This window comes from Candidatus Pantoea formicae (assembly GCF_011752625.1).
Classification (GTDB): domain Bacteria; phylum Pseudomonadota; class Gammaproteobacteria; order Enterobacterales; family Enterobacteriaceae; genus Pantoea; species Pantoea formicae.
Genome location: NZ_VWXD01000009.1, coordinates 121,406 through 139,121, shown reverse-complemented (window position 1 = coordinate 139,121; position 17,716 = coordinate 121,406). Strand labels below are relative to the sequence as shown.

Annotated in this window: 10 protein-coding genes and 2 pseudogenes; 6 read left to right on the top strand and 6 right to left on the bottom strand. The window is 53.4% G+C overall.

The genetic code is table 11. The features are described 5' to 3' along the window. Window positions 1–989: 989 nt before the first annotated feature. Both F3J38_RS21925 and F3J38_RS28190 read right to left on the bottom strand, forming a co-directional pair. Window positions 990–2,136, bottom strand: a pseudogene (locus tag F3J38_RS21925) (IS3 family transposase). Window positions 2,137–2,180: 44 nt separating this feature from the next. Continuing rightward, window positions 2,181–2,420 (bottom strand): annotated as a pseudogene (locus tag F3J38_RS28190) (DUF481 domain-containing protein); the annotation flags it as partial. A gap of 1,372 nt (window positions 2,421–3,792) precedes the next feature. Here F3J38_RS28190 and F3J38_RS21915 point away from each other — a divergent pair. Next, on the top strand, window positions 3,793–4,965 hold the full coding sequence (locus F3J38_RS21915) for a glycosyltransferase family 4 protein (protein WP_167141981.1): 1,173 nt from the start codon (window positions 3,793–3,795) through the stop codon (window positions 4,963–4,965). 212 nt (window positions 4,966–5,177) lie between these two features. On the opposite strand, the gene F3J38_RS21910 is transcribed toward F3J38_RS21915, so the two are convergent. Continuing rightward, window positions 5,178–5,327, bottom strand: a complete 150-nt coding sequence (locus F3J38_RS21910; protein ID WP_167141978.1) for a hypothetical protein — start codon at window positions 5,325–5,327, stop codon at window positions 5,178–5,180. A 2,412-nt stretch (window positions 5,328–7,739) separates the two neighbouring features. On the opposite strand from F3J38_RS21910, the gene F3J38_RS21905 reads away from it, so the two are divergent. Together F3J38_RS21905 and F3J38_RS21900 are read left to right on the top strand one after the other, a co-directional pair. Continuing rightward, window positions 7,740–8,054, top strand: coding sequence for a hypothetical protein (locus tag F3J38_RS21905; RefSeq protein WP_167141975.1), 315 nt, complete (start codon window positions 7,740–7,742; stop codon window positions 8,052–8,054). 505 nt (window positions 8,055–8,559) lie between these two features. Next, a complete protein-coding gene (locus F3J38_RS21900; RefSeq protein WP_167141972.1) occupies window positions 8,560–10,113 on the top strand; it encodes a sensor domain-containing diguanylate cyclase in 1,554 nt (517 codons plus the stop codon). 524 nt (window positions 10,114–10,637) lie between these two features. On the opposite strand, the gene F3J38_RS21895 is transcribed toward F3J38_RS21900, so the two are convergent. Together F3J38_RS21895 and F3J38_RS21890 are read right to left on the bottom strand one after the other, a co-directional pair. Next, window positions 10,638–10,931, bottom strand: a complete 294-nt coding sequence (locus F3J38_RS21895; RefSeq protein WP_167141970.1) for a hypothetical protein — start codon at window positions 10,929–10,931, stop codon at window positions 10,638–10,640. Between the two features lie 675 nt (window positions 10,932–11,606). Then, window positions 11,607–13,388, bottom strand: a complete 1,782-nt coding sequence (locus F3J38_RS21890) for a bifunctional diguanylate cyclase/phosphodiesterase (RefSeq protein WP_167141967.1) — start codon at window positions 13,386–13,388, stop codon at window positions 11,607–11,609. Window positions 13,389–13,773: 385 nt separating this feature from the next. Here F3J38_RS21890 and F3J38_RS21885 point away from each other — a divergent pair, with 385 nt between their 5' ends. Further along, window positions 13,774–13,923 carry a hypothetical protein gene (locus tag F3J38_RS21885; RefSeq protein ID WP_155287977.1) on the top strand — a complete coding sequence of 50 codons (150 nt, stop codon included), beginning with the start codon at window positions 13,774–13,776 and terminating at the stop codon, window positions 13,921–13,923. 280 nt (window positions 13,924–14,203) lie between these two features. Here F3J38_RS21885 and F3J38_RS21880 read toward each other — a convergent pair whose 3' ends face one another. Beyond that, a complete protein-coding gene (locus F3J38_RS21880) occupies window positions 14,204–14,410 on the bottom strand; it encodes a DUF3606 domain-containing protein (protein WP_167141964.1) in 207 nt (68 codons plus the stop codon). A gap of 355 nt (window positions 14,411–14,765) precedes the next feature. Here F3J38_RS21880 and F3J38_RS28185 point away from each other — a divergent pair, with 355 nt between their 5' ends. Then, on the top strand, window positions 14,766–15,005 hold the full coding sequence (locus tag F3J38_RS28185) for a transcriptional regulator (protein ID WP_072050582.1): 240 nt from the start codon (window positions 14,766–14,768) through the stop codon (window positions 15,003–15,005). A 531-nt stretch (window positions 15,006–15,536) separates the two neighbouring features. After that, window positions 15,537–17,663 carry a putative bifunctional diguanylate cyclase/phosphodiesterase gene (locus F3J38_RS21870; protein ID WP_240156060.1) on the top strand — a complete coding sequence of 709 codons (2,127 nt, stop codon included), beginning with the start codon at window positions 15,537–15,539 and terminating at the stop codon, window positions 17,661–17,663. Window positions 17,664–17,716 lie beyond the last annotated feature (53 nt).

Here is a 17,716-nt window from a genome sequence, read left to right as displayed (position 1 = left end):
TTCAGGGCAAAGACAATCTGCTCTTCGGTGAATCGTGACTTTTTCATCGGCACAACCTCCGCTCAGGGGAGTCATTATCATGCCGGAATTCTGTTTCTGAATGGAGCAGGATTTCGGGTCAGGGTCAATTTCTTCTCACGCAGAAGAAATGTATGCTGATGATTTTAATGATTAATTAATTGCGGTCCTCTTAGGAGATCTCTTTGTTTTTTTAGGTTCAGGGTAATTTGAATGACATGTTTATAAGTTTAAGCGAGAAACCTGCTACGTATGACAAACTTAATGATTTTTCTTGTCACGACCACGTTTCATTTCTTTCATCCGTTGGTCTTGCCGTTCCGGCTTTAGTCTGTGAGCCTTAGATTCTGCCGCACTGATGTTAATATCAGGCTGCGCAAATATAAAATTTTCATACCCTCCCTCTGAATTTAACCATGACGCCCCCCCTGAGGGTTGGTCGGAGCGAGATAGACTATCTGTACATGCCGGCGTTACTTATGAGTAGATAAGTTATGAGCCGAAATGAAAAAAGAAAACTTAGACATGACAATAACCCTTAATGAGTTTTGAAATTGATTAGGTAAAGGAAAAGTTAATGCTGTGAATTACGCAATCGGTATTATTCGTGAGGTGCCTCTATATAAGAAATAGTTAAAGATTCAATGCGGGTAGATTAAGCCTGACGGCATTGATTATAATGAGTTAATGATTTGAAGCGGCAGGCATTATTGAGTGTATCGGGGTTGTCATCATCCGAATTATGTCCAAGCTTTGCCCTGAATAAGTGTTATCTTTTTGATTTTTTTTGTGTGATTGATAAGTGTTGAAGCGTAAAATGTGAGGATTTTAATAAATGGCTGATTGAATTTAATGATGAAATTCGCAAGAGTGTATGTGTATGTTTTATATATGTCGTTATACGTTACTTTCAAGGCGTACCTTTTATTCAGGTCGACTCTCAGGCCGATTTCTGAATCGCCATGGATAATCTAGACACTTCTGAGCCGTTGATAGTATTGGTTTTCATATTCTGTCGGTGACATCTGATCGCTAAAACCATGCCGACGCTTACTGTTATAAAACATTTCGATGTAATCAAAAATATCGCTGCGGGCTTCTTCCCGCGTTCCGTAGATCTTTTTCTTTATCCGCTCGCGTTTCAATAACTGGAAAAAGCTTTTTGCAACCGCATTCTCGTGGTAGTTACCGCGACGGCTCATGCTGCCCTCCAGGCCGTGTGATTTCAGGAACGATTGCCACTCATGGCTTGTGTACTGACTGCCCTGGTCCGAGTGAACCAGCACCTGTTTTTGTGGATTACGCCGCTATAAAGCCATCAGCAGTGCATTCAGGACAATGTCCTTTGTCAACCGGGATTGCATGGACCAGCCGATAATTTTGCGTGAGAACAGATCAACAACCACGGCAAGATATAGCCAGCCTTCGTGGGTCCTGATGTAGGTTATGTCCGTTACCCAACGCTCATCCGGAGCATCCGGATTGAACTGCCGCTGGAGCCTGTTGGGCGACACGATACTGACCTCGCCTTTACGTGCCCGCGGGCTCCGGTATCCGACCTGAGCCTTTATCCCGACACGTTTCATCAGTCGCCAGACTCTGTTCACTCCGCACTGTTGCCCGCTGTCCCGCAGATCTAGATGGATCCTGCGATAACCATAGACGCATCCCGATTCCAGCCAGAACTGTTTAATCTGTCCTGTCAGTCTCAGGTCTGACTGATGGCGTTGTGAATGCAGCTGCTGAAGCCAGGAGTAAAAGCCACTGGGATGAACATTAAGCACCCGACAGAGCAGGCGAACAGGCCAGCAACAGGTGTTGTCACGGATAAAGGCGTACCTCAGTCGGACAGCTTTGCGAAGTACGCCGCGGCTTTTTTAATATGTCCCGTTCGTCGGTAACCCGCTTCAGCTCTTTCTGGAGGCGGCGGACCTCACCCTGAGCATCTGACTGTTCTTTATTAGTGGAGGATTCCGGACCGTACTTCTTTATCCAGGCGTAAAGGCTATGGGTGGTAATATCGAGACGTGTTGCAACACTGGAAACAGAATGACCGCGATCAATAACCTGTTTGACTGCTTCAATTTTAAACTCTTCGGGATAACGTTTACCGCTCATGGGCACCTCTCTTTAAGTCATCTTAAATGACTCCGAGGTGTCTGTTAAACCCGTGGCGATTCATTCGGAATTGATAGTGTAATCCTGGAAGCAAGCACTGAAACGCCCTGTATAAAAAAAGCAGCGTCAGTGAGATTGTAAGAATAGCTTGGGGCAGTATAGGCAAGCGCATTGGTCGTTTCGTTTCCGTCAGTGAACTCATCATGCCTGACGCCGGGGCCGGCCTCAGCGCGCAGAGTATGAAGCGGCCCGCTGAATATCTGCCTGCCGTATCCGGCTACCGTGGTGTAGCGGCCGCGGTACCAGTCGAGTCTGTCGCCTGACCACCCGCTCTGTGAGAAGAGGCGTCCAGATTATGCCGCAGGCGCAGGCCTGCCTGATATTTCTCAGAGGAGCGGGTGTAATCAGAGCTGTAGTTGTAGGCTTCTCCCCAGAGGCTGTAAGCGTTCGCCCTATCAACCAGGTCAGCGTTGAATCAGCCCAAAGGGTGGGTGTCCGGAATTACCTCCCTCATGGGCGTAGCTGCCCTGAACGTTACCTGCAAAATCACTTTCAGCCGTAGAAGGATTATCAGGAACGGTAAAATGTTGACGCTGGCCGGGGGCCCCGCCGAAAATAGGCTCAGGGCAAACAATGGCATGCCGTGCACTGAGGTCAGTGCTTTCAATTTTCAGCTCACATGTAAAAAAAGAAAGCTTATATGGACTGAAAATCTTTTCCTGCGGTAAGTCGCTAAGGCATCGTAAAAATCATTAACGATTTCATTAAGATGAGCGATTTTTACGTCATTGCGTGACCGCGTCCAGCAGCACGACCGGCACATAGACGCGGGTCAGTCCGGTACCCAGCGCAGCCACGAGCAGGGGGAGCAGGGATCCGACCAGCGAGGTGGTGCCTGGAGCACGTCATATTCCGAATCGTGGCGCTGCTGCCTGCGCCATTGACTGACCATGGATGCCATCCTGCCCCAGAAACAAAGGTGATGGCAGCCTGCGCGGCCTCAGCATCAGTCGGGCCACAGACTGGCTCTCCATCCATCCAGCCTGCCATCCGTCAATGAGAAGAGGGTACGGGTGACTCTACTGCAGCGCGCGCAGCCGGCAGGATCGCTGAAAAGCCGCGTGAAAAAAATGATACTCCGGACAGAAGAGCGCATCAGTGCCCTGCGGGTAGAAACGTCAATGTGTCAGGTGAGCAGAATCACCCTTTTATACCTGAATTGCTGCATCATTATTCCGGCTGTAAATAACTGGCCGACCCGCTTTCGCGCCAAACACCTGTTCTGTCATCAGGCAACGCCGCCTGCGCGGCGCGCGGCTATCACTTCCTCAGGAACACTAAGTTCCGGCCCCTGCGTAGTGGCTGTATGCCTGAACTGTGTTCCTCCAGAAACAGGTATCAGTACCAGAACTTTCTGAAAAGTTCTTTTCCTAAGAAGTACCTTTCTGTGCTGCAGAGGCCCGGTGCCCGGGTTAAACCGGGTTGTCCTGCAATCTGTATTGCCCGGGCATTTCTCTGAATGTTCCCTGAATGTGAAACCGCCGCTGGAAAATTATCGTCGTCTGATCAAAAGTCGCATTTAGATATCTTTACGTTATAAGAGGTTAATTTACGTTTCGTTCATCTTTTGCCGATTTGTATCACACCGGGGGAAATATGAAAATCATCGTGGGGGGTACAGGTTACCCTGAAAAAAGAAACATCCTGACTGACGGTTTACATGACTATCAGGACTACCGACTCAAGAATGTCTGGACCTGGGCCAACGCTTTCAGACAGAGGTTTCTGCGCCGCAATAAGCTGTTTATCTTTCGTCCATTTCCCTTTTTCTTCTCAGATGACGCCGACATCATTCATCTGTTCAATGAAGTCGCAACCGGTGCGGGCAGCTGGGTGGCAACCTTTGAAACCGAACTGCCCCGTGTCCTTCCGATCAGGGGGATTGATAAATTCACCAATCCCGAACTGTCCCGGGAGCTCAGGCATGTCAGCTCACCGGGCTGCAGGGGTATCATCGCTATATCCGAAGCCACCCGGCAAATCCAGTTGCAGTTACTTGAGCACTTTCCGGCTGAGCGGTCGGCTATCCTTCCTAAACTGCACGTCCTGCATCCCCCTCAGCCGGTTCTGCAGGAGAGGATCGCAAAGACGGTGGGAGGCCCGCTGACCTTTACCTTTGTGGGAAATGAGTTTTACCGGAAGGGAGGCGCTGAAGTCGTGCTTGCTTTCAGTCAGCTGCTCAGGGAAGGCGCGCTCAGCGCGAACGATGTGCGTGTCAATATCGTGGGCGACACGAGCAGGACGCACAACGTGGCGCACGGAAATTTTCAGGACGACGCGACGTTTCGGGGAAGCATCGAAAAAGCGCTCCGCGAAACGCCGGTCTTCCAGCCATTCACCTCTCTGGCCAACAACGCGGTACTGCAGCTTATCCGGTCCACTGACGTCGGGCTGCTGCCCACGTGGCAGGACACCTACGGTTTTTCCGTCCTTGAAATGCAGGCGTGCGCCTGTCCGGTGATCACCACAAACATCCGGGCGCTACCGGAGATTAATCCGGACGAAGCGGGCTGGATGATACGCTGCCCGCTGAATGGATCGTTCGAATTGAGCGTAAAGTCTGAGGATGAGAAACAACGGCTGCGCATAAGCATGGTAGAACAGCTTAAAAGGATAATTATGGATATCATGAAAAACAGGGCCCAGCTTGAGAGTAAGTCAGCAGGTTCATTAAGGCGCATACGCGCAGAGCACGATCCCCGTCTTTTTCAGCAGCGGCTGAACGCGGTGTACAGGGGAGAAAAAATGCCGGAACCTGCCTCAAAATGAAGCATGTACCCGGATGGATCCTGGCATTCATTCTGGTCGCGACAGCCCTGATGCTGATACCCCATGGCATCCAGGTCGTCAGGGAGCACGTAAAACCTTGGGTGCAGTACTGCCGTGACCCTTTCACTGCCAGACATGCTGTCATCCGATGTGCGGATATTGAGCCCTGATGTCCCCGGACTGAGCAGCATGGAAGCCTCCTCAGAAAGAATTTAGATGACTGGCAGCGGCATGGCCAGCATCCAGAAGCTGGTCAGCCCGGTCACCAGCGAGGTGAGCAGCAGCGATCGCGCCGGCGGCAGAAAGCCACCCCAGCGACATCGATACGCCGGATGATGCGGGCGCCGGAGGTACCCGCCCATGCGGCGATTCTTTCACGCCGGTTATTAATGTAAACCATAGCAGTAAAAAAGCCCGCACAGCGAGTGAGCTAAAGCGCGGGCAATCTTTGGGGGTAACTATCGAACCCTCTGGTTTGTTACCATCATGCACTTTCCAGCAACAAAAGTTGCAATCTGAGCCGCCTGGACGAAGAAAATAAACCGCTTCCGAAAATGGAGCGGGCGTTCAACTGCAGTTTGTGATGTACAACATCACATCACTCATATTGAAGGGATATGGAAAGCTATTAGAAAAAACTGAGATCGTTATATAATCTGAATTTAGTGAAATGGTATGATTTTTAGCATTAAGAATTAACCACGTATGTAAGTGTTAACTCTGGGATCTTATTGTAAATATCAGAAATCCTTAAGACAGTAAGTCCCGATTATACCTGAATACAGATGTGACAGTTTTGGGGGCAAAAAAAAGCCCGGGCAAGTGAGTCCGGGCGGCATAATTAAATGCCAGATATAGCAATAGAATGTTGGTAATTCCGAGGAGAACCGGAACGGTTTTATGATAGAGGTGGTTCCTGAATAGTCCAGTCGTTAGTCATAAAAAAACCCGCGCAGAGGCGGGTAAAAAATTCGTTCAACTGGAAATTCTCTTTTCGTACGCATAACGCTTGCTGTGTGTATATGAATACGTCGCTATTATAGCAACATAAACTTGAGCGTTTTGAAAAGTTCCATGATAAGAATTTACTGGATGGATTAGCCGATTTGGTGCGGTTTCAGAAGTGATAGTTTCGTAATTAAAAAAGCCCGGCACTGATGGCGTCCGGGCTGCACATAGGGTGCCAATCATTATCAATCGGAGTATGCCGTTAATACAGAGAAGTAGAAGCGACATTTTGATATTAGGATGAGCCCGTAAAAATTCCAGCGAAGCGGTACAATCAGTGACGCAAATCTTTAGGTCAGTCAACTCACAAACATACGCGCTGATATCGCGGTTGCTGAATTTTAAGGGCGCATTGTCTGCAGATCCAGAGGGATGACTGCGTCAGCAGTATTCGCACAATATCTTTAAACAATACAACGCCGCACAGCCCGGCAAGCTTCTCGCTATTAAGCGTCGGAACAAATCAGGTTAGCGCTCGCACATGAGCTGAACCGCACGTTCAGGAAGGCCAGCAGGCGGTTAATATTTGCTGGGCCAGCCGCGTCACCTTTCAGCCATGACCGTCGTACCGTCTGTACGATAGCTCTGAAGCAGTCGACGACTCTGTATGTTGAAAATACCACAATTCTCAGCAACAAGGTGGGTTGTCATTTGCCGGTCGACAAATTCCTGATTGATTCAAGCCGATTAACTGTGTCATTAAAGAAAAAATCCCAACAAAAAGTTGTCACGACAGGATCATCATCAGGTAGCCTGACTCGGACAGGTCAGTAGCTCTTTGTGGCCAGTGCACATAATTATACCTTTCATGAAAGCTGCAGGTTCTGCTACCTATCAAGCCTGACAGCCATGAATTAGTTAAAATATTCTTTCTCAAATATATTCATCGGGTCACATATTCTGAATGTCACAGCCACTTTTAGGGGGGGAGTATGATATCAGATTGAATAACTCAATTTGTTATTGATCCCGCTGAGAGGCCTTACTGTACCTAGAAGATTTAGTCTGACCCTGTTAGTCGAAATAATTTTTTTGCACTCCGTATGTGATTAAATTAGAAATTTGCGACCGGGAAGTGAAAAGAGTCCGTTTTACGCTAAAATTAATTTCCCGTTACTGGAAATTCAGGTCACATCAGACAGCTATGAACTATAATGACGTTCTTCCATGCGAAATGGTAGGGAAATATTTCTCTGGTAGTTTTTCATCTTATAAGAAACTCATGACGCAGGTTATCTCTGTTGAACGTAACGGTGGAGGTTTCCTTGTTACACATACTTTCAACGGCCGCATCAGGAAAACCGCCTTGTCTGTGTTCAGGCTTCGCTTTCCTTTTATTTCTTAACCTTTTTACCCACGTGCTGTCATGGATATTCGATTTACATGACAGCTGGCTCTGATAAGCGTTGCGCTGAAGGCATCCTGTCAGCGTACGAAATCTCACTTTACCGAAAAGAGAAACTGCTGGGTATCCTGACATCAGAGAATATTGCGAACTCTCACCGGACAGTTCAGCATTACCGTATCGTTGAAATAATACGGAGTCGATTTTAGGTCAGATAAATCCTTTATCCGGTTGCTGAATCATTAAAGTGTCCCGTGGGGAGGTAATGTCATCATCAGCGCATGAGGCAGCATGCCTTGCGATCCGCGGTTTACTGGAATGACCACATCTGGCCTTGAAAGGATCTATTGGGGGATTTTAATTCATACAGTTTCTTTAACCTATACTTATCGTTAATTCCGGGATTCAGATGAGGGTACAGATGAACAGTTTACTTACGGTTGAATATGAAGTTCAGATAAAAAGACTGGCTTGCCTGCATCAATCAGGAGAGGAATATCAAATCATCAAATCTGATATAAATGCAGCACTAATGCATCTGAGCAGAGAGATTGGTCTAGATCCCGGAGACCGGGTTGAGACATGGAGTGAGCTGCACACCTCTCTTAAGAGGTCTCTTTTAATCTCTGCTGACCCGCACTGGATTAATGTCATCCGGTTTGCCCTTTCAAGGATAAAATCCTACAAGAAAAATGCTCTTGTATCCCGTTCGGGTAAAAGAACGGCTCATACTTGATGGCTATTCAGGCGCTTCATAAGCTTAGTGGCTATCGCGCTTATTAGCATTAGATAGACCCCCGAAGATCCCTACTTTAGTCTAAGGTCCCGTTTGCGCGGGCTGTTTTTCTGTGTGGTCAGTGAAAACTTTCTCTCAGAAAGACGCGCGCCAAAGCCGGTGAGCGGGGTTCAACTCTTGAGTTGGAGTGGAGGTGTGACATCAATGTTGCATAACGTTCGGCCTGAAGACCAGTCAGTAATATCTCATTGATTTGAGCCCCTGACAAATTCCTGCAAATTAAGATAACCGGGCTTTTGATCAGGTCGGTTACCTTGCAGACATGAAATCAGCCCGTTTCAGAGATGGCTTCCGGAAGCCAGCTTCTTCCATATGAGGCAGTGTATATCGTACAGGTCATGCTATCTAACACTCTAAACGGCAGCCTTTTACTGGTGTACTTGCGGCTTCAATCAGGTGGTTTATCGTTATATTGTAAAAATACTTCCTGCGGACTTTGGTCGCTATGCTTCCTGGTAAATTACGTCTCCGTACGTTGCTCATATTACTTTCCGTCGGCGGAGTGATACTGACCGCCTGCCTGCTGCTCGGATCGCTGCTGATTTTTCAGAAGGGCAACATTGAGGACAGCCTGCTTGAGAGTAATATCGCCTATGCGCGCAAGCTCGCCGACACCACCGATCGTTATCTGAGCACGGCGCAGCGTGAGCTCGCTTGGAGCGCCGGGCAGATTAAGGGGCTTAACGATCCGGGACACCTTCGGGACGAGACCGATCGCTTGCGACTGCAGTCGGGCTTTTTTAATACTGTAGTGGTGGTTAACCGCGACGCCTTTATCGCCGCGACCTCGCCGGAAAGCCTTAGCCTCATCGGCATAAAGCTGCATTCCGACGCCAGCAGACAGGCCATCACCACGCAGAAGCCGTTTATCTCATCGCCCTTTACCTCTGCTACAGGTAACTACGTGATCTTCCTGTCTCAGCCTCTGTTTACACCGGACGGAAGTTATCTGGGCTACATAGGCGGCACTATCTACCTCAAAAAGCAGAGCATGCTGAGCGACATTCTCAGCCTGCATTTTTACGCCCGCGGATCCAGCGTCACCGTCGTCAGCAATGACGGCCTCATTATATTCAGTCACGACCCGGCTCGAGTGGGAAGCAGAATGGCGTTGAACTCAGCGTTGCAGAAGCGACTGGCCACCACGGATAGCGGGGGGTTCAGCACGGAAGTTGACGGGCAGAAGTTCCTGACGGGCTACGCCAGCCTGCATAATACCGACTGGAACATTTTCATTGCAGGAACCTCTGAAACAGTCCGGGATATCCTGGTGCGAACCGCAAAAAATGCGCTGTGGTTCCTTCTGGGGATCATTGTCCTGACGGTCGCTCTGGTGATCCTGGTGGCCGGGCGTATTGCCTATCCGCTGGAGAAGCTGGCCGATATGGTGCGAAATGAAGGCAGTGAAGCGTCGTTCGATTCGGTACCGGCTTGGTATTATGAAGCCGACAGCCTGAAGGAAGCCGTACAGTATCACCGTCACGCGGTGGCGGCTCGCATTGCTGCGCTCAGCGACGAGGCCATGAGCGATCCGCTTACCGGGCTCTGCAACCGCCGTGGCTTTACGCTGCTGGCAGACAGGAACCGTGATGACGCAACTCAGTGCGTCATAGCCATTGACATCGACCACTTTAAAAAAATAAACGACTGGTACGGCCATGAAGCGGGTGATGCGGTACTGGTAAGCCTTGCCGGCCTGCTGCGGCAGACCTGCCGCGCGGGTGACGTGGTCAGCCGTTTTGGTGGAGAAGAGTTTATTGTCCTTCAGCCCCGGACGTCAGTGGAAGATGCGGCCCGGACAGCGGAGCGCATCCGCGAATTAGTCAGCTCCACAACGTTCCCGTACGTGGGGGTCATGACGGTCTCTGCAGGAGTAGCCGCGCTGGCAGACAGTGCCGGAGACAGGGATACGATGCTTCGCCGGGCAGACGAAGCACTCTATCAGGCGAAGAGCGCAGGGCGTAACGCGGTGATTGTAGCAGGTCCCTGGAGTGTCTGACGTCGTGAAGAGCAGGGATCATGAGCACGCTTCTTTTGGCAGCATTTCTGTCGCTGGGGGCCCGTGATTAAGGTCCAGAGCAATGAAAAATTCTTTGTGAGGGCCCCCTCTGCGCTGTTTTTGTTGTTTGATGCTCAGCAACCTGAAATAGTGTGAGGAGTGACTCTGTTCTTTAACTGCATTGCTGCAATCAGCGCCATACATTAACAGAGAGAGCCTTTGCGGTTATAATCTGCATCTCTATGACCTGATTCGCCGGATAAGCAACAGCACTGTAAAAAGGTTATGATAAAACTGGCTCCGAAGCATTTTCGGCTTCTTTCCCTGATGCAGGAAAGAGAATCGGTACCGGCAGACATAATGCCTGCCGTAATGGCGACGCTGATAAGACTGCGGCTGGCCGAATTTTTTTACGGCGAGGAATGGCGAAGGGTCAGTGAGCGCTACCGCCTGACGGCGAGGGGAAAAAGGGTTCTCATGGCGTACGATGCCAGGATTAAGCGGGACCAGCAACGCAGTAAATGTCAGGGAAGCAGCAGGCGGTGCGAGAAAAAACCTGAGTCTGACATAACGTAAAATTTGGCAGCAATTAAGCCAGTATACGTCAGCAGGCCGTACTTTGTTCCGGACTGCACACATGCTCCCACGTAAATAACTTTTTTTATAAAAATCGTTTTTCTTTTCATTTTTCCCGAGCAGAAGAAGTCATTATCTCTGAACCCTGAGAGAACCACTGCTACAACGCTTATTGTAGCAGTGGTTCTTCTGCGATGATTTAACGTCTGTACGCTCCAGCTGATGTGTAGCAGGATATTCATCTGAGGCTCCCCCACAGATGACAGTCAGTAAAGTTATCTGTCTGCACGGTTTACAGATAGGCTAGTCATCACCCTTGACGAAGGGTTCACACGAACTAAGCTTCTCCTGATTCTAATAACAACTGCAGTATGAAATCCGCATGCTATGCCGCGCCCATCAGCGCGGTTTTTTTTATGCTAATAATCACCTTCCTGACTGTTAAGACTCTAATCGTCAGGAGTGAAACAAATCATTAAATGTTTTTTTCATCTATGTTACCGTCATCCCGCGATCATCCTTGTCGCGAATTTCTTTACTTTTTTCCGACCGACATACCTGGTCAGGTTGCGGGACTTTTTTATCATCTCCCTGAGTCAGTGCCCCTTTTTTGCTTTTGCTGCCTATTAACGGCGTCGCAAGTTGAGTCCGGACTTCGGTAACCCGCAGAATCTGATCCAGCTCCCCTTGAAGCTGTTACTGACTGTTCTGATGACGCGTTGCGCCATCAATGGCCATCAGCACGGTTGCCTACATCCGCGCTTACCGGCTTAATACCGGCAACCGTATCATTGCCGAGCTTTAGGCGCCTGAAGAGGCATTGCGCAGCATGCACAGCCAGGGCATGTTGATGAGGTCATTGTGCATTCCCAGGCAGCCTTCCGTCAGCAGGGTAGCTCATTCCTGCGCGGCCGTTGTCAGCACTGACCACGCAGCTTCCAGCCCAGCCACTCGTCGAGTTCACCTTCCGGCAGCGGTCGGGAGTAGAAGAAGCCCTGCGCCTGGTCGCAGCCGTACTGCGTAAGTGCGTTAACCGTTTCTGCATCCTCCACCCCCTCTGCCAGCACCGTGTAATCCAGCTCCTTCAGCATCGCGATGATGCTACGCGCGATGATGCGCGATGCGGTGTCTAACGAGATTTCGCTGATGAGCGTGCGGTCCAGTTTGATGACGTCCAGCGGCATGCGCCGCAGGTAGCTGATATTGCTGTAGCCGGTGCCGAAGTCGTCCAGCGAAATGCCAAATCCCCTGAGCTTCAGCATCTCCAGACCCTGCATCGCCGCCGGGCTTTCAATAATGCGCTCGGTCTCCAGGCACTCTATGCCCAGCAGCGAAGTGGGCAGCTTTGCCCTGATCATTTTTGCTTCCAGTGCGTCGGCAAAACCCTCACGCGAAAAGTCTCTGCAACTGACATTGATGGTCAACGGGAGCTGGATGCAGCTATTGCGCAGGCGGGCAAGGCGCGCGATCGCGCGATCGGTTACCCAGGCTGTAAGCGTGCTGAGCAGCTCAGTCTGCTCAGCCAGCGGCACAAACAGCGCGGGAGAGAGTTCGCCGCGCTGAGGGTGACGCCAGCGCGCTAGCACCTCCAGGCCCACAGGGCGGCCGCTCTGCAGGCAGATTTTGGGCTGGTAGGCGAGCCACAGACCTTTGTCTTCCTGCAGAGCAGCTGCCAGATCGTTTATCAGGGTAAAGTCCTGGGTGTGACGGGCATCGGATGCCAGGCTGAAGCGCATCGCGGGAACGCCGCGCCCGATGGCTTCGTGCAGGGCACTAACCGCGCGGCGTAGCACCTCCTGCGCCGTAATGCTGCCCGTGGTAAAGGCCACCTCGCCGGTGTGGGTGCTGAGCGCCACGGCGATGCCGTCGCCCAGGTCGGCGCTGATCCCCTCCAGTCGTCCTGCCACCCAGTCCGCGGTGAGCCGGCTGTCGTCACGCGTCAGCACGGCAAAGCGGCCGGTGGCAACGGTGTAGAGCAGCTCGCCAGTGGCAGGACGCAGCCGCAGCGGCAGCAGCGTGGCTACGTCCTTCAGCAGGCTCTCCACCGGACCCATGCCCATTGAACGCGCGAGCTCATAGGCGCGCGGCATGTCGATGCAGTCAATCAGCACCAGCCGACGCGGCGTATTGTCCCCCGCCACCGCCAGATACTGAAGGTCACGGATAAGGCGCTGGCGGTTAGGCAGGGCAGTGACCGGGTCAGCAAACCCGGCGGAGTGCCAGGCCTCCAGAAACGACATCACCAGCGCGGCCAGCAGCTTCAGGGTGGTGACTTGCTCAGCGCCAAACGGGTGCGGTGCGGTGTCAGTGACGCACAGCGTGCCGAGCACGATCCCCTCCCGGTTTTTGAGTGGCACGCCGGCATAGAAGCGGATGTAGGGCGCGCCGGTGATGAGCGGGTGCGTCACAAAGCGGGCGTCCAGCCAGGTGTCGGGCACCACCACTGCGCAATCATTATCCACCGCGTGGCGGCAAAGGGAGTCTCTACGCGAGGACTGCGTGAGGGCGAAGTTGTGTGCGGCCTGCACGTGCTGGTGCTCGTCGTCCAGCACGGAAATAAAGCTTCCGGGGATGCCGAGCGCCTGGCTGGCCAGCCGGACAAACTTGCGCAGCACGTCATCGCGACTTTCATCGGGACTGCGCAGCGCTTTCAGCGCCCGCGCGCGGCGATCGTCGTCGCCGTTAAGATTCATCAGCATGGGTTCCTCCGCCCCGGCCTGGTTCCGGTGCGAAATTATAAAGGTAAAGTGGACGGTAACGAACCGTTATAAAAGGCGGTAACTGCGAAAGGAAAACACGATTAAAAACTTTCTTATGGCGCTTACTATAGGCGTTATCTGGTCTGATGTCATGCTTATTTTGTTTAGAAAATTATTTCAAGTAACGCGATTCTTTAATTTTATCGTCGGGGGGTGTCCTTTTTTAATTATTCCTGCCAGACTCCTGTTAAATAAATGTAGCGTACAAATTAATCACGCGCGCAATTAAAAATAAATGATAATGTTTTTTTTAAAAATAATAACAACACCGGGGAAGCCTTATGCAGCTGCTTAACACTTTACCATCCGCCGCGTCGTGCTGTGGATGATGATCCTCTCACTGACAGCAGTGGCGCGGGCCGGCAGCTACGGCGCGATGACGCTGCGTGAGATGTACCGCCTCGCCGACAGCGGCGATGCCACCATGAACGAGGTGCTGCACGGCCTCGGCGGGGTCAACGCGCTGATTGGCTAGATAGATCTGGCCCCGTAATAGAAGAGCAAAGGCATAGCGCAGGTCATGCTGGCGGTCGCGGAGCTTAACCGCATCACGCTGCAGAACGCCGCCCCGGTACAGGAATACTCCGCCACTACGGGCAACCTGAGTGGGCAGACGACCGCGCTGGGCGGTGCCATTACCCGTTTAAGGTGCTGGAAGAAGAGGGCTACACGGCTGCCGCAGCGTCCGCCCCGCCGGTCAGCTTAAGACGGGCTATCCCGCCATCCAAAGGCGAGTGGGTGGCCTTCGGGCATCATTAACGTGTGGTGCGCGGCGGGGGATTTTTCTCCAGCCACGCCCGCACGCGGTCGGCTTCCGGGCCCGACTCCCGCACGGCCCGGGTGAGACGCTCCTGAGTCGTACGGAGCTCCAGCGTCCAGAAGGTGATCTGCCATTGCTCCCGGATGTCTATTCGGCTCAGGTCGGGGGGGACCCGTCGCTGGATATAATTACGGTTTTTCATCAGGTTATCCTTTTTATCGGTATAGGGTGTGGCGGCGCGATAAATACGGCCACCAGTAAACCTGCCTATCCTGGCGAATAATCATCCAGAAAGAACAGGAATAATCCCTGTGTTAGGATTTCGTAAAAAAAGGAGAAGATTCCTGGTCGTATGGATAATATTCCCGTTGAGCTGTTCGGCTGATTTGACTTAGCAGAATAAAAATAAATGACGTACCTGCTGTTAATTACCCCGCTGACGATTCATGACGCATTGCACTACGGGATTTATATTAAGATAATTTAATGAATATGGGCGGCCCCCGTCTTTTTTCCTGAAGGTCCGTTATGGTCTGCCTATCTAAAAGGAGTATCGTCTGGGAAATCAGCTTTTATACCGGCCCATTGCGGTCGGTTCCGACGTCCGCGAGCTGCGGCTCGCCGCTGGACTGTCACAGGAGGCCGCCGCTGAGCGGTTTGAGCTCAGCCTGCGCGTCTGGCAGATGAAAGAGGCGGCAAAAAATCCCGCACCCCTGAGCCAGGGGGAGTACGAACTGCTGCTGCTGCTCGCCGGGCGACATCCGCATTATGCCCTTGTGCCGCAAAAGAAAAAGTAGCAGCCTCTGTACGCTGACGGCTCGCTGAAGTTCAGTCGGGCCCGGCCGATAAGAGAATAAGAACATGAGCGGTAAATACTACTAAGCGGTGCGGTGCGGACGCACCGCTCTCGAAGAGGTGCATTGCGCGGGTTGTGTCGGGCTGGCTGAAGCCGGCGGAGTCCGCTTTCTTGGCACGTTTTACTCGCTCAGGCATGCGCTTCAGTCCGCGCTCCTGCGGCACATCGACTGCGTTATATGCCTGCGGTGCGCCTCCCTGCAGCGCTGAACGCGCCCAGGAATGGTCCTGAAATTACATTTTCGTGATGCCCGTACTACAGGGCGTCACTATATCCCTGACCCCGCCCGCGGGGGTGGGGCAGCCTGACGGACCTTTCTTCCGGCGGCGGGGTGGCAGGCATTTCTGCGGCCCCGTCTGATTGAACGAGTCCCCTTTTTGCTGTGTCATGCCGGCCACAGCTCATTCGACCTCTGGGGGGACAGACCCTGAAACGCCCGACATCAGACCACGAGGTTGCCCGCCTCGCGGCGCTGGCATCCTATCAGCAGGCGAATGCGCTGCCGGAAAACGCGCTGGACCGCCTCACCACGCTCGCCGCGCGCCTTTTTCGCGTACCCACCGCCTTCGTTTCGCTGATTGATGACCAGCGGCAGCTTTTTGCATCCCGCTACGGGCTTAACATCACCGGCACCGCCCGTAGCGTGGCCTTCTGCGACCACACGCTGGCGCAGGGCGAGATCCTCTGCGTGCCCGACGCCCTGGACGATCCGCGCTTTCGCGACAGCCCGCTGGTGCACGGCTACCCACACATTCGCTTCTACGCGGGGATCCCACTGACTACCCCGGACGGGCACCATATCGGTACCGTGTGCCTGACCGACACGCAGCCGCGCCCGCCACTCACGGACGCGGATCGGCAACATTTGACCGACATTGCTGCGCTGGTAATGGACCGGATGGAAGTCCACCGGCTTGAACTGCTGCGCCACGCCAGTCAGCAGCGGCTGGAGTCCATCTCGGCCACTTCCCCGGACGCCATCATCTGCACCGACCTGCGACAGGGCATCACCTTCTGGAATCCGGCTGCCACCGCGATGTTCGGTTACGGGCCGGAGGAGATGGCGGGTCAGTATGTAGCCGGGCTTATTCCCGAGCGCTGCCAGACCGACTACCGCAACGAGCTGGAGCGCCTGACGGCCGACGAGGCGGCGATTTCGCAGCCGCGCACGCTACAGATATGGGGGCTAAGGCGGGACGGCCGGGAATTTCCGGCCGACGTATCGTTCTCAGGCTGGCGGGAGGGCGGAGAACGCCTGGTGGGGATGATCATCCGCGACGTTACCGCCCGGCATGAGAGCGAGGCCCGTCTCTGCGAACTCGCCTCACTGGACATGCTGACACGCCTGGCCAGCCGCGGTGCGTTTATGCAGCAGCTGGGGCAGCTGACGGAGGCCGACGTGCCTTATACCCTGCTGATGATCGATCTGGACGGCTTCAAGGAAGTCAATGACACGCTCGGGCACGCCGCCGGCGACGCGCTGCTCTGTCACGTAGCGGAGCAGATCCGGCAGACGTGCCCCGGAGCGGTTACCGCCGCCCGGCTCGGCGGCGACGAGTTTATCATCCTGCTGCCGGGCGGAAGTAGCGGTGCCGGACTGACGGCAGATCGCCTGATTGCCGCGGTGCAGAGGCCTTTCAGTTACCACGGCTCACCTGTGGTGGTCGGCGCCAGCACAGGTATTGCTGCCTATCCTGAACACGGAGAGGACACGTCGGCCGTGATGTCGGCGGCGGACCTGGCGCTCTACCGGGCAAAGGCGTCGGGTAAGGGCTGCAGCGTCCTGTTCCGGCCTGAATACCTGGCGGCGGAGCAGCGCCGCCGGCGCTTTGAGCGCGAGCTGGAAACCGCGGTTCGCCAGCAGCAGTTCATTCTGCACTACCAGCCGCGTTATGATGCTGGTACCGGCCGCCTGCTCGGCTGCGAGGCACTGGTGCGCTGGCAGCATCCTGCCCGCGGCCTGCTGCTGCCCGCTGATTTTATTGAGATGCTGGTGAAAAGCCCGCTGTCCGTTACGCTCGGTGAATGGATTATCCGCACCGCACTGGCGCAGGTCCGCCAGTGGCAGGTCCGCTGCCCGGAGCTTCGGGTCAGCATTAACCTGTTCCCGCGACAGCTTTCTGACCCCGGGCTGGAAAGCGTGCTGCGGGAGTCGGCAGGCGGCGACGCCGTCTTTGTGGACCTGGAGGTTGATGAGCCGCTGCTGGCGGAGCTCGTTCAGGATGCTCCGGCGCAGTTCGCAGCCATCCAGCTCACGGGGGCCGCATTTGTTATAGATCATTACGGCCGTACGCTGGGCGCCATCAGCCTGCTGCGACACGGCTTCGTCAGCGGCTTCAAGATCGACAAGTCGCTGACTCTTGAGCTCGATACCAACAAGCGCGTGCGTATGATGTTCAGGGCCATCGCGGCGCTGGGGAAAAGCCTCGGGCTCAGCGTGGCGGCGGAAGGGGTGGAGGATGTGGGGCAAAGGGCGTTCGTGACTGGCGCCCAGTGCGACATCATGCAGGGCAACGGGCTGTGCAGGCCCCTGACAGCAGCGGCCTTTGAAGCTCTGCTTGCCGCGGAAAACGCCAGCATGACAATCATGGACAAATGACTAATCGGGGGAGTTACCGTCGCTGCGCATCAGAGGTGAGAAACAAAATGGAG

Coding starts and splice junctions, on each gene's coding strand:
- F3J38_RS21915 (WP_167141981.1), top strand. CDS start 3,793: ATGAAAATCATCGTGGGGGGTACAGGTTACCCTGAAAAAAGAAACATC.
- F3J38_RS21910 (WP_167141978.1), bottom strand. CDS start 5,327: ATGGGCGGGTACCTCCGGCGCCCGCATCATCCGGCGTATCGATGTCGC.
- F3J38_RS21905 (WP_167141975.1), top strand. CDS start 7,740: ATGAACAGTTTACTTACGGTTGAATATGAAGTTCAGATAAAAAGACTG.
- F3J38_RS21900 (WP_167141972.1), top strand. CDS start 8,560: ATGCTTCCTGGTAAATTACGTCTCCGTACGTTGCTCATATTACTTTCC.
- F3J38_RS21885 (WP_155287977.1), top strand. CDS start 13,774: ATGATGATCCTCTCACTGACAGCAGTGGCGCGGGCCGGCAGCTACGGC.
- F3J38_RS21880 (WP_167141964.1), bottom strand. CDS start 14,410: ATGAAAAACCGTAATTATATCCAGCGACGGGTCCCCCCCGACCTGAGC.
- F3J38_RS21895 (WP_167141970.1), bottom strand. CDS start 10,931: ATGAATATCCTGCTACACATCAGCTGGAGCGTACAGACGTTAAATCAT.
- F3J38_RS21890 (WP_167141967.1), bottom strand. CDS start 13,388: ATGCTGATGAATCTTAACGGCGACGACGATCGCCGCGCGCGGGCGCTG.